General features: G+C 62.5%; 11 protein-coding genes. 7 read left to right on the top strand and 4 right to left on the bottom strand.

What is annotated here, in order from left to right; translation table 11 throughout:
• Positions 1-18 precede the first annotated feature (18 nt).
• On the top strand, positions 19-1698 hold the full coding sequence (locus E4P32_RS22110) for a methyl-accepting chemotaxis protein (RefSeq protein WP_116436069.1): 1680 nt from the start codon (positions 19-21) through the stop codon (positions 1696-1698).
• A 16-nt stretch (positions 1699-1714) separates the two neighbouring features.
• Here E4P32_RS22110 and E4P32_RS22105 read toward each other — a convergent pair whose 3' ends face one another.
• Both E4P32_RS22105 and E4P32_RS22100 read right to left on the bottom strand, forming a co-directional pair.
• Positions 1715-3055 (bottom strand): LLM class flavin-dependent oxidoreductase, encoded by a 1341-nt coding sequence (locus tag E4P32_RS22105; protein WP_116436068.1) that lies wholly within the window; start codon positions 3053-3055, stop codon positions 1715-1717.
• A gap of 16 nt (positions 3056-3071) precedes the next feature.
• Entirely contained in the window at positions 3072-4040 is a 969-nt protein-coding gene (locus E4P32_RS22100; RefSeq protein WP_158559749.1) for an aliphatic sulfonate ABC transporter substrate-binding protein, read from the bottom strand.
• Between the two features lie 199 nt (positions 4041-4239).
• Here E4P32_RS22100 and folE point away from each other — a divergent pair, with 199 nt between their 5' ends.
• A complete protein-coding gene (gene folE / locus E4P32_RS22095) occupies positions 4240-4959 on the top strand; it encodes a GTP cyclohydrolase I (protein ID WP_116436066.1) in 720 nt (239 codons plus the stop codon).
• Between the two features lie 5 nt (positions 4960-4964).
• The gene (locus E4P32_RS22090; RefSeq protein ID WP_116436369.1) at positions 4965-5390 is read left to right on the top strand and encodes a BLUF domain-containing protein; all 426 of its coding nucleotides are present in this window, start codon (positions 4965-4967) and stop codon (positions 5388-5390) included.
• 18 nt (positions 5391-5408) lie between these two features.
• Here the strand turns inward: E4P32_RS22090 and E4P32_RS22085 are convergent, their stop codons facing one another.
• On the bottom strand, positions 5409-6686 hold the full coding sequence (locus E4P32_RS22085) for an HD-GYP domain-containing protein (protein ID WP_116436065.1): 1278 nt from the start codon (positions 6684-6686) through the stop codon (positions 5409-5411).
• A 232-nt stretch (positions 6687-6918) separates the two neighbouring features.
• A complete protein-coding gene (locus E4P32_RS22080; RefSeq protein WP_116436064.1) occupies positions 6919-8346 on the bottom strand; it encodes an MFS transporter in 1428 nt (475 codons plus the stop codon).
• A gap of 324 nt (positions 8347-8670) precedes the next feature.
• On the opposite strand from E4P32_RS22080, the gene E4P32_RS22075 reads away from it, so the two are divergent.
• The 4 genes from E4P32_RS22075 to E4P32_RS22060 all read left to right on the top strand — a co-directional run bounded on the left by E4P32_RS22075 (position 8671) and on the right by E4P32_RS22060 (position 12656).
• Complete coding sequence (locus tag E4P32_RS22075; RefSeq protein ID WP_116436063.1) at positions 8671-10161, top strand: HAMP domain-containing sensor histidine kinase; 1491 nt, start codon at positions 8671-8673, stop codon at positions 10159-10161.
• Positions 10162-10174: 13 nt separating this feature from the next.
• Entirely contained in the window at positions 10175-10681 is a 507-nt protein-coding gene (locus E4P32_RS22070; protein WP_116436062.1) for a hypothetical protein, read from the top strand.
• A 30-nt stretch (positions 10682-10711) separates the two neighbouring features.
• Complete coding sequence (locus E4P32_RS22065) at positions 10712-12085, top strand: sigma 54-interacting transcriptional regulator (RefSeq protein ID WP_116436061.1); 1374 nt, start codon at positions 10712-10714, stop codon at positions 12083-12085.
• Positions 12086-12305: 220 nt separating this feature from the next.
• A complete protein-coding gene (locus tag E4P32_RS22060) occupies positions 12306-12656 on the top strand; it encodes a BON domain-containing protein (protein ID WP_116436060.1) in 351 nt (116 codons plus the stop codon).
• Positions 12657-12950: the final 294 nt, after the last annotated feature.

The following is a 12950-nucleotide window of genomic DNA, read 5'->3' as shown; positions in this document are numbered from 1 at the left end:
TTTGGGGAGCATAAAAAGATGACTAATTTGAAACTCGGCACGCGGCTCGGTCTGGCATTCGGACTTGTTGTATTGCTGCTGATCGGCATCACCGGCCTCGGTATCCAGAGCCTCGGCGCTCTGCACGACGGTACGCAGTTGATCGTCAAGAACCGCTATCCGCAAGTGGTGGTCGCCAACGACATCGTGCTGCAGATCAGCGACAATGCGATCGCCATGCGCAACATCCTGCTGATCGACGATCACGATGCCTTGCTCAAGGAAATCCAGCGCATCGAAGACGGTGAAAAGGGTATCAACGCCAATCTCGTCACGCTCCAGCAGATGCTGTCGAGCGACATGGGGCGCAAGTCCTTCGGCGAAATCTCGGCCCTGCGCGCAACCTATGAAAAAGGCCAGAAGGAATTCCTCAAGCTGGCCGCCACCGGCGCCACCATGGATGCGTCGCAATTGCTGCTAACCTCCCTGCGCACCGACCAGCAGAATTACATCAACCGCGTCAAAGGCTTCATCAAGGGCGGCTCGATCGTGATGGCCAAGAGCAGTGTCGAAGCCAGCGACCTGTATCACAGCAAGACCGTCATCATGTTGAGCATGGCCGCCATCGCGGTGCTGCTCGCCTGCGGCTTTGCGTTCTGGATCACGCGCTCGATCACGCGTCCGGTCAATCACGCGGTGCAGGTGGCGCAGAGCGTTGCCGCCGGCGATCTCAGCAGCCATGTCGAAGTGAGCTCGCAGGATGAAATCGGCCAGCTGCTGATGGCGCTGCGCGACATGAACGGCAGCCTCACCACCATCGTCTCGGAAGTACGCACTGGCGCCGACACCATCGCCACCGCCTCAAGCGAGATCGCCACCGGCAACCTCGACCTGTCCAGCCGCACCGAGCAGCAGGCCGGCTCGCTGGAAGAGACCGCCGCCACCATGGAACAGCTGACCTCCACCGTCAGGCAGAACGCCGACAATGCGCGCCAGGCCAATCAGCTGGCGGCGACCGCCTCCGACGTCGCCACGCACAGCGGCGCGGTGGTGGCGCAGGTGGTCACCACCATGGGCTCCATCAGCGAATCCTCGCGCAAGATCGTCGACATCATCAGCGTGATCGACGGCATCGCCTTTCAGACCAATATCCTGGCGCTAAACGCTGCGGTGGAAGCAGCGCGCGCCGGAGAACAGGGCCGCGGCTTTGCGGTCGTGGCCAGCGAAGTGCGCAGCCTGGCGCAACGTTCGGCCGGCGCCGCGAAAGAGATCAAGGCGCTCATCGACGACTCGGTCGAGAAGGTCGACATCGGCAGCAAGCTGGTTGCGCAGGCCGGCAGCACCATGGATGAAGTCGTCGCCAGTGTCAAACGCGTGAGCGACATCGTCGGCGAAATCAGCTTCGCCAGCCAGGAGCAGAGCTCAGGCATCGAGCAGGTCAACCAGGCCATCACGCACATGGATGAAGTGACGCAGCAGAATGCCGCGCTGGTGGAACAGGCTGCTGCGGCGGCGCAATCCTTGCAGGATCAGTCGGCTAACTTGGCGCAGGTGGTCGGCGTGTTCCGGCTCAACGTGAACGACGCTCCGCGTCTGGTGACGCCGGTCACGGCAGCACCACGCGTTGTGGCGCCGGCAGTGCGGAAGCTGGTGCAGGCGCCTGTCGGAAAGCCGGCATTGGTGCACGGCTCCACCGATGGCGATTGGGAGACATTCTGAGGTTCGGCTGAATTGTTCAGGCAAACCGATTCTTCGGCCGCTCCAGCCCCAGATGCTGGCGCAAGGTATCGCCCTCATACTCGCGCCGGAACAGGCCGCGTTCCTGCAAGATCGGCACGACCTGTTCGACGAAATCGGTCAGCGATTCAGGCAGGTAAGCCGGCATCAGGTTGAAGCCGTCACAGGCGCCGCTGCCGAACCATTCGGCGAAGTTGTCGGCGATCTGCTCGGCGGTGCCGGCCACCACGCGGTGCGAGCGGCTGCCGCCGAAGCGTTTGCCGAGCTGGCGCAAGGTGAGGTTGTCGCGCTTCGACATTTCCTGCACCAGCTTGTAGCGGCTCTGGTTGCCGCGAATCTCTTTCAGGTCCGGCAGCGGTTCGTCCAGCGAATACACCGACAAGTCGTGGTTCATGCTGTCGGACAGCAGTGCCAGCCCGCCCAGCGGATGGACCAGGTCTTCCAGATGACGCAATTTCTCTTCCGCTTCGGCTTGCGTGGTGCCGATGATGGGCATCACGCCGGGCAGGATCTTGATGCTGTCGGGCGTACGTCCGTATTTGAGGACGCGGGCATGGATGTCGTTGCGGAATTCACGCGCCGCCGCGATCTGCGGCTGCGATGAAAAAATCACCTCGGCTGTCTGCGCAGCGAAATCGCGCCCCGTGTCCGACGACCCCGCCTGGATCAATACCGGATGCCCTTGCGGCGGACGTGTGACGTTGAGCGGGCCGCGCACGCCGAACCAGTCGCCCTTGTGATGCAGGTAATGCACCTTGGACGGATCGGCGTAGACGCCATTCTCCTTGTCGAGCACCAGTGCATCGTCTTCCCAGCTGTCCCACAATTTGGTGACGACATCGAGGAATTCGTGCGCGCGGCCGTAGCGGGTTTCGTGTTCCAGATGTTCCTGCTTGCTGAAGTTGAGCGCTTCGCCGTCGTTGGTCGAGGTGACGATATTCCAGGCGATGCGCCCGCCGGTCAGGTGATCCAGCGTGGCGAAGGCGCGCGCGAGGAAGAACGGTTCGTTGTACGTGGTCGAGGCGGTGGCGGCCAGGCCGATCTTGTCCGTGACGGCGCCGAGTGCGCCGAGCAGCGAGATCGGCTCCGGCCGCGCTTGCGCGAGGTAACGCACGGTGGTGTCGAAGCGGTTGTCGTAGCGATCCGAAATCGCCAGCCGGTCGGCAAAGAAAATCAGGTCGAACTTGCCCGCCTCGGCGGTTTGCGCCAGCTTCTTGTAATAGGCGAAGTTCATGGTGTTGGCCGGATCGACGCCGGGAAAGCGCCAGCCGGCGGCGTGATGGCCGACCGACATCAGGAAGGCGCCGAGGTGCATTTGCTTGGGCTTTGACGAAGACATGGATTTACCTGATGCGTTATTTGACGGAAACCGATGCATCCTTGATCTGCACGGCTTTGGGAATCAGCTTGTAGCGGAAGAAAGTGTCGGCGACTTCCTGCTGCGCTTCGACGATATTGGGCGGCAGCGGATAGGCCACGCCCCAGGCCTGGCGGGTCAGTGCGAGTTGCCAGATTTTGAGCGGCACGCGCGTGTCCTTTTCCAGGAAGCGGGCGGTTTCGTCGGCGTGTTCTTTGGCGTATTGCTCGGTGTCGTTGAGCTTGTCGAGCGTGAGGCGCAGGATGGCCGGATAGCTCGCGGCGAATTTTGCCGGCGCGACGTAGAAGCTGTATTGCGGCGTCAGTTTGGACGCCGTCACCAGCGGCCGCGCGCCGATGTTCTGCTCGATGTCGGCCAAACGCGGATCGGGCACCACCCAGGCGGCCACGTCGCCGCGCTCGAAGGCGGAGCGCGCTTCGCTGTATTGCAGGTAGGCAAAGACGATGTCGTCGGGCTTCATGCCGTCCTGCTCCAGCGCCTTGAGCAGCAGGTACTGGCCGGCCGATCCCTTGGCTACGGCGATCTTCTTGCCTTGCAGGTCCTTCATGCGGCGCGCGGTCGATTCCTTCGGCACTACCACCGCGTAGTTGTCTTTATAGGCTGCGGCGTAACCGACGTAGCGGATCTCGGGCGCGCCGCCGGCCTGTGCGAAGACGGGCGGCGTCGAGCCGACGAAGCCGAGGTCGATGTCGCCGGCGTTGAGCGCTTCCACCATCGGCGGGCCGAACGGGAATTCGTACCACTTCACCGCGACACCGCTCGAAGCCAGCGCCTTCTCCAGCTCGCCGCTGGCCTTGAGGATGACCAGGCTGTTGCCCTTCTGGTAGCCGATGCGGAATTCCTTGGGATACGCGGTCGGAGCGGCGGCATGCGAAATGGCGGCGGAGAGGCAGAGGTTGAGCGCCAACAGCGCACCGAGAGCGCGCTTGAAAATGAAGGTGGACATGGGGTTTCCGGCGATGAGTGAAAGGTCGTCGCTGACGATAGCACCGGTGCTGCGTGAAATTAAGCACTGTTTCCGCATGAAGATATGCGGAGGCTTTCTATCGCGGATAGCGCCTTGCACGGCTCGCCTATGAAAGCGCCGTTTCGGGGCATAATGACGACACTTTCATTTGCACTGCGCCGTCCCGCGCAATTCCACAATGGCAACAGACCAACCACGACCAAGCCTGCATGACGAACTGGTGTCCGAACTGGCGTCAACCCGGATCCGCGCGCGTATCAAGGCTGCCGGCGTCCGCTTTCACGCCAACGACAATATCTCCGCGTTCATTGAAGAGGGCGAGCTCGATGCCTTGCAGGCCGAGGTGCAGGCCAAGCTGGCCGGCGTGCTCGAGAGCCTGGTGATCGACGTCGAGAGCGACCACAACACCCAGGACACCGCCAAGCGCGTGGCCAAGATGTATCTGCAGGAGGTCTTCCGCGGACGCTACCAGCCGGCGCCGCCGGTGACGGAATTTCCGAATATCGAACGCCTCAACGAACTGATGATCGTCGGTCCGATCACGGTGCGCAGCGCCTGCTCGCATCATCTGTGCCCGATCATGGGCAAGGTCTGGGTCGGCGTGATGCCGAATGAACATTCCAACCTGATCGGTCTGTCCAAGTACGCGCGCCTGATCGAGTGGATCATGAGCCGTCCGCAGATCCAGGAAGAAGCCGTGTCGCAAGTCGCCGGCCTGCTGATGGAAAAGCTGCAGCCGGATGGCCTGGCGATCGTGATGGAAGCCGATCACTTCTGCATGCACTGGCGCGGCGTCAAGGATACCGAGTCAAAAATGATCAACAGCGTCATGCGCGGTTCGTTCCTGCGCGACGCCAACCTGCGCCGCGAATTCCTCGCACTCATCCGGAAGGGGTAATGACCATGCTGGTTCGTCTGATCTATGCAAGCCGCGCCTGTACGCCGATTTCCCAAGAACAGGTCGACGCCATCCTGTCGACCGCTCGCCGCCACAATCCCGGCAACGGCATCACCGGCGTGTTGTGCCACAGTGAAGAGGTCTTCGTGCAGGCGCTGGAGGGCGGCCGCGAGCAGGTCAACCAGCTCTACGCGCGGCTGTTGCAGGACCAGCGCCACAAGGATGTGATCTTGCTCTGCTATGAAGAGATCGGCGTGCGCCGCTATTCGTCGTGGACCATGGGCAAGGTCCGGTTGGATAAGGTCAACCGCTCGCTGTTGCTGAAATATTCCAGCACCGGCGTGCTCAATCCTTACGACGTATCGGGTTGCGCTACCGTGGCGTTGCTGGAAGAGTTGGCGGAGACCGGCGCCTTCGCAGTCCGGGACTAAGCTTTCACGCGACGCCGCTCAGGCGATCGCAGCCGATGCCCAGATCGTTTCCAGATTGGGCAGATGCAGTTTGGCCGGATCCGCGTGTGAGGCAATCTTGTCGCCGCTGCGGGTGGTGGCCAGGTCGATGATCTCGATCGGCAGCGGCGCCAGCGTCAGCGCCGAGAAAAATACTTTCACCTTCGGCGTCAGCAGCGATCCGGGATGCTGGTCGATCACGATGCCGACCTTGCCTGACTGCATCACCACGCAGGATCCGGTCGGAAAAATCCCCACGCTCTTGATGAACGCTTCAAGGATGGTCTCGTCGAAATGGCCCTGGTTGTTAGCCATGCGCTTGACCGAATGGCCCGGCTCCCAGCCCGGCTTGTAGGGCCGGTTGGACGTGATGGCGTCGTAGACGTCGCACACCGCGCCCATTTTCGCCACCATGGAAATCTGATTGCCCTTGAGGTTGAACGGGTAGCCGCTGCCGTCGATTTTTTCGTGATGGTGCAGCGAGACGTCGAGGGCGGCGTCGCCGATGCCGTCGACACCGCGCAGGATGGCGTGGCCGGCTTGCGCGTGTTTCTTGATCGAGGTGAATTCGTCGTCGGTGAGCTTGCCGGGCTTGTTGAGGAGTTCAGCCGGCACCGCCATCTTGCCGATGTCGTGCAGCAGGCCGGCGATACCGGCCTGGCGTGTTTCTTCGGCTGACAGGCCGAGCTGGTGGCCGAGCGCGATCATCAGCGCACAGACCGCCACCGAATGCATGTAGGTGTAATCGTCGGCCGTCTTCAGGCGCGCCAGACTGATCAGGGCACCCGAGTTGCGCGCCACCGAGGCCGTGATTTCCTGCACCACCGGCATCGCCTGGCGCATGTCCAGCGCCTTGCCCATGCGGGTTTCGTTGAACATCGTCATGATGGCTTTTCTGGAGCCGGTCAGAACGCGCGCGGCTTGCACGCGTTCCTGCTCGGCGCCGACATGGACGACGATCTTCGCTTGTCTCGGGCGGGTGGCTTCGGTACAGGGGGCGGCGGGAGTTTCGGTTGCCGGTGCGGCGGCTTCGGGCGATGTTTCAGCCGCGGCGGGCGCGACCACGGCAGCTTTGGGCTCGTCTTCCATGACGATGTCGCGACCCTTGGTGGTGTCGATCAGGATCTGTTCGATCTTGGCGGAACGCAGCGTCTTGAGGTCTTCGTATTTCTCCAGCTTGAAAGAACCCCGCCAGAATGGATGGTTCATCCACGGGCCTGGGATCTCCTGGACATACATGCCAAGACGCAACTGATCGGGTGCAATACGCTTCAACACTACCGGTCCTCCGTGGACGCTTATTGTTGGATGTTGCTGCTCTGAAACTTGCGCGGATACTGGACTTGCGACGATCCGCGCTCAGCGTTTGCATGCCCTCATCGTAGCAGAACCTGCTCGGAATGTGGCTGTTGTATTTGTACTGCGCGGAGGTCTGAAAAAATGAAAACTGCTGGTCGTTGCGAACGATCCGTGCCGTGTGGCGCGGATCATTTGCAAGAGTTGATGTGGCTTACTTCTGTGCCGGCGGCGCGTACGGATTGGTGGTCAGCAGGCGCATGAAACTGGCCAGACAGGCGGCGCCTGCAAAGCCGGCGCCGAGTCCCAGTGCGATGCGCGAGCCGTGCAGTTCCGACATGCCGAAACACAGCGCCACCAGCGCTGCGCCGATGCTCTGGCCGAACAGCCGCGCGGTGGCGACGATGCCGCTGGCGCCGCCGCTGCGATTGGGCGGCGCGCTGGTCATCAGCGCTTTCAGATTGGGCGACTGGAAGAAGCCGAAGCCCATGCCGCAGACGAACATGCGCCAGGAAATTTCAAACACGCTCGGCGCGGCCGGCATCAGCGTCATCAGCATCAGACCGACGCACAGCAGCGCCAGGCCGAAGCCGCCGAGGATGCCGGCCGGATAGTGATCCGACATGCGTCCGGCGATCGGCGCCATGATCGCGACGGCCACCGGCCATGGCGTCATCAGCAAACCGATTTCAACTTGCGAGCGGCCGAGGTCGTGATGGAAGAAGAACGGCAGCGACACGAAGGCGAGGCCTTGTGCAGCGAATGAACACACCGCGGTGATGGCCGACAGCGAGAACATCGGCCGGCGGAACAAGTCGACCGGCAGCATCGGCGCCGGGTGCGAGGCTTCGCGGCGCATCAGCAGATAACCACAGACCAGCGCGGCGACGAATTCCAGCGCGACCACGCTCGGTGGGGCCTGATGCGCGCCTTCGCCGATGGCCATGATCAGCAGGCCGAAGGCGGCGGCGTTGAGCAGCGCGCTCTTGATGTCGAAATGGTGGGTAGATTTGGGCGTGTGCGGCAGCGACGGTATCGCCATCGCCAGGCCGATGATGCCGAGCGGGACGTTCACGGCAAACAGCCACGGCCACGGCGCGATCGCCAGGATGCCGGAGGCGACGCTAGGGCCGATGGTAAACGAGATGGCGACGATCAGTGTGTTGATGCCGACGCCGCGTCCGAGCGAGCGGGTCGGGTAGATGTAGCGGATCAGCGCGGTGTTGACGCTCATGATGCCGGCGCCGCCCAGGCCCTGCAGGAAGCGCGCAACCGTCAGCGCCGGCAGCGACCAGGCCACGGCGCACAGCAGCGAGGCTGCGGTGAACAGCGCCAGGCCTGCTATATAGACACGGCGGTAGCCGACGATTTCACCCAGTGCAGCCAGCGGCAGCAGCGAGACCATCATCGCCAGCTGGTAGGCGGTGACGATCCAGACCGAGGCGGCCGGCGTGGTGTTGAGGTCGTGCGCCATGACCGGCAGCGCCGTATTGGCGATGGCGGTGTCGAGCGTGGCCAGGCCGACAGCGATCAGCAGCGTGATGATGGCGATGGTGCGCTTGTCGGCGGGCAGGCCTTCGCCGGCGATGACAACGTGGTGGACAGGGGCGGCAGCGGCGGCCTTGGACTTCGAAGGTTCCATTGTGATGCGGAGTAGTGGCAGGGAAATGGTGCGGACGATCGGCGCGCACGGCTGCTGTTGAATTCCCGGAAACGTGGCGGCAGCGCGGGTAGATCGGAGCTGCGGTCATGATATACGGGAACCGCCGGGACTGCTGGCGAGGGGCGTTTTGCGGGGATTGTGCGTAGGTGGCGGTTTAAAGTATTTTCTAGAAGTTATAAGATACTTTTCTGCTTCCGCCTCGTCGTTGATTACAATGATGATCCACCCTAGCGAGAAAGATTCATGCTCAAGCAAGCTGCCGTACAACAGCCGGTATCTCGTTCGCCCGCAGCCCGGCCGGTGATGTTGCCGGGTTTGTCATTCCGTCAGCTGTTGCTGGCGGCGTTCCTGCTGATCGCCGCGCTGCTCAGCGGCACCTCGGTGCACGCCCTGTTCACGCTGGAACGCATGTCCATCCACAGTCGCGAGACCGCCGGCCAGGCCGTGCGTCTGACCGAACAGGCGCAGCGGTTGGCCGAACGCACTGTGGCGATGGAGCGCAGCGCGCGCCAATACCTGGTGCTGGACGATCCGGCCTTCCGCGATCGTTACGCCGAAGCCTGGCAACAAGCCAAGACTGCACTGACCGAATTGCAGGAAGCGTTGCCGCAGGCGCCGGCCGACACCTTCAATTCCTGGAACAGCTACGGCGAAGCGGCCTGGACCGTGTTGCAGGCAGATCAGACCCCTGTAGTTGCAGCCGACGCTGCGCCGGCCACGGGCAGCAAGCGCAAGCAGGCCGCGCGCAAGGTCGAGGCGCGCAAGCCCGACCAGCGCGCGCTGTTCCAGGCTTTCGCCCATCTGCCGGCGCTCAACGAACAACTGGCGCAGGAAAGCAAACGCGAAGTCGAGCGCCGCAACAACGCCTTGTCCAACGATCTGGAGCAGCAGCGCCAGATGCTGACGTTCCAGGTGATCGGCGCCATCGTGCTGGCGGTCATGCTGGCATTCTGGTTTGGACTTTGGCTGTCGCGGCCGCTGGCGCGCATCGAGCTGGCGATCAACCGCCTCGGCGAAAACCGTTTCGACCAGCCGATCATCGTCAAGGGCCCGGCCGACTTGCGCCGTCTCGGCCAGCAACTGGACTGGCTGCGGCAACGGCTGGCGGACCTGGAGGCGGAGAAATCGCGCTTCCTGCGTCATGTTTCACATGAATTGAAGACGCCGCTGGCGGCCCTGTGCGAAGGCGCGGCGCTGCTCGACGACGAGGTGGCCGGCAAGCTGACCGACAGCCAGCGCGAGATTTCGCGCATCCTGCGCCAGAATACCCAGGCGCTGCAGACCCAGATCGAGGATCTGTTGCGCTATAACGAAGTGGCGTTCGACGCCCAGCACGTCAACCGCCTGCCGGTGGACTTGCGCGCGCTCTTATATAAGGTGATTGATGACCAGCGCCTGCAATGGACGGCGCGCGAGCTCAAGGTCGAGGTCGAGGGCGGGGCCCGGACGGCAGTGCTGGATCCGGACAAGTTCGCCATCGTGCTGGCCAACCTGCTGTCGAACGCGGTGCGCTTCAGCCCGCGCGGCGGCGCCATCCGGTTCGTGCTGTCGGGCCAGGAGGGCCGGGTGCGCATCGATTGTGTGGACCAGGGGCCGGGCGTGGCGGCGACCGACGCGGCGCGGATTTTCGATCCCTTCTACCAGGGCCTGAACCAGCCGCAAGGCGCACGCCACGGTAACGGCATCGGCCTGTCCATCGTGCGCGAGTACGTGCTGGCGCACAATGGCGAGGTGCAATTGATGACGGGCCCGGGCGGTGCGCATTTCCGCATCGAATTGCCCGATGAAAGCTGAAAACTGACAAATCATGAAATCCAGACTACTTCTTCTGTTGCTCTCTCTATTATTGGCCGCCTGCGCCACACCTGCGCCGGAAGCGCCGACCAGCACCGTCAAGCTGGTGACAACCGTCGGCGGCATGGACGATTTGCTGGCATATCACCAGTCCTTGCGCCGCCTGTCGCCGCAAGAACTGGGGCGCGAGCTGCAGGCGCTCAATGCGCGCCATGGCGGCGGCGCCATGTTGGCCATGCAAAAAGCCATGGTGCTGGGCCTGACGCGCGACGCCGGCGACCTGACCAAGGCGCAGGCGCAACTCGGCTTGGTGCTGAGCGCGACCGATTCCGATGCGGCCGCGCTGAAACCGCTGGCGCAACTGCTGGTGAGCAACTATGCCGAGATGCGTCGGCTCAATGACAACGCCGACAAGGCCGGCCAGCAGGCGCGCGACAATCAGCGCCGTCTCGATCAGCTGAGCGAGAAGCTGGAGGCGCTCAAGAACATCGAGCGCACGCTGCCGGGCCAGCCCAAATAACTCTCCCTATATATAGAGAAGCACATCGAGATGAGCACACCGCGCCACCTGCTGCTGGTCGATGACGACGCCGATTTGCTGCAACTGCTGTCGTTGCGCCTGACCGCCAATGGCTATCGCGTCACCGGCGTGGCGAGCGCGGAGGCGGCCCAGGCGCAACTGGCGATGGACCTGCCGGCGCTGGTGATCAGCGATATCCGCCTGCCGGGCAAGGACGGGCTGGCGCTGTTCGACGAGATCCGCGCGCAGTATCCAGCGCTGCCGGTGATCCTGCTCACTGCGCACGGCACCATTCCCGATGCGGTCGAGGCCACTACGCGCGGCGCTTTCGCCTACCTGACCAAGCCCTACGACGCCAAGATCCTGCTGGCCAAGATCGAGCAGGCCTTGAGCCTGACGGCGTCCGTCGACGGCGATGCTGACGAAGCCTGGCGCGAAGAACTGATCAGCCGCAGCCCGCGCATGGCCGAAGTGTTGTCCGAAGCGCGCCTGGTGGCGGTGTCCGACGCCAGCATCCTGATCCGCGGCGAAAGCGGCACCGGCAAGGAGTTGCTGGCGCGCGCGATCCACCGCGCCAGCCGGCGCGCCAAGGCGCCGTTCATTGCGGTCAACTGCGGGGCGATTCCCGAGCAATTACTGGAGTCGGAGCTGTTCGGCCACGTCAAGGGGGCGTTCACCGGCGCGGTCGAGCATCGCAAGGGCTTGTTCCAGGCGGCCGACGGCGGCACGCTGTTCCTCGACGAGATCGGCGACATGCCGTTGCCGCTGCAGGTCAAGTTGCTGCGCGTGCTGCAGGAGCGCACGGTGCGCCCGGTCGGCGCCAACGACAGCACGCCGGTGGATGTGCGCATCCTTTCGGCAACCCATCGCAACCTGGACGCGGCGATGGCCGACGGCTCCTTCCGCGAGGACCTCTATTACCGGCTCAATGTCGTCACGCTGGCGCTGCCGCTGCTGGTCGAGCGGCGCGAAGACATTGCCTTGCTGGCCAATCATTTCCTGCAGGCAATCGCCGACAGGTATCAAAAGAAACTCAACGGCTTCGCCCCCGATGCGCTGGAAATCCTGATGATGGCGTCCTGGCCCGGCAATGTGCGCCAGTTATATAACGTGGTCGAGCAGGTCTGCGCCTTGTCGACCGTACCGCTGATCCCGGCGGCGTTGGTGCAGCGCGCCTTGCGGGTGCCGGCGCTGGAGGTCTTGCGCTACGCCGACGCCAAGCAGCGTTTCGAACGGGATTACCTGATCCAGCTGCTGAAATTGACCGACGGCAACGTCAGCGATGCAGCGCGCCTGGCCGACCGCAACCGTACCGAGTTCTATCGTCTATTACAGAAGAATGGACTGGATCCGCGACTTTTCCGCGGAGATGAGGAAGACGTCGTCGTCGAGCGACAAGAGTAAGTCTTTTAAAATCAAGCACTTAGATTTTTATGTGGGTCCGGCGTCGCTCTCAGGCGACGAAAAACGGTGGTTTTGACCTCGAAAATAGCGGCCGGCTCGGCGGGCCTTCTGCAAGTTGTTGAAATCATTGAGTTAATTCCTCCTGGCATGGCCTTTGCGAAAGAGAGGGCAGGTAGCGCGAATGCGTTGTCTCTCTTTTTCATACTATAAGGACCTCATCATGCAAAAGACCAAAACCATCTCGACACTGGTTACCGCCGCCTTCCTGACCGCCGCCGTAGCCGCTCCTGCCGTCTACGCCGCCGATAGCTCCACCAGTTCGTCCGGCTCCACTACCCAAAAAGCTGGCGCCTATGTAGACGACTCCGTCATCACCGCCAAGGTCAAGGCCGCCTTCGTTGAAGACAGCCAGGTGTCCGCCCTGAAGATCAAGGTCACCACCAAGAAGGGCATCGTTACCCTCGCCGGCGCAGTGCCTAATGCCGACGCCGGCCAGCATGCATTGCAATTGGCGGCCGCGATCGACGGCGTCAAGGACGTGAAGAGCGAACTGACCGTCAAGAGCAGCTAATTTGCTGCACTGCTAATCACCGGTAGTTAAGGCAGAAAACCGAGGCCATCCCGTCAGGGATGGCCTCGGTGCTTTTGTTTTTAAAATTATTTACGGTCGCAAATCCAGAGCTGGAGCGGGTTTGCGTGGAGTTGGGCTAAAAAGTTTAAATAATTATCTGAAAATAGTTGCACGGATGGGAAAAGCTTTGCTATAGTTCGCCTCCCCGCTGCAGAGCGACGCAGCAAACAGCAAGACGCAGCGCGCCGGAGGTGGGGAAAAGGAAGTAAAAAAGGTTTCAGGAAGTGAGAAGTT

Origin of the sequence: Herbaspirillum sp. 3R11 (assembly GCF_004563925.1) — a bacterium.
GTDB lineage: Bacteria > Pseudomonadota > Gammaproteobacteria > Burkholderiales > Burkholderiaceae_D > Herbaspirillum.
Note: the sequence above shows the minus strand (reverse complement) of the source record. Positions and strands in the feature narration are given on the sequence as shown.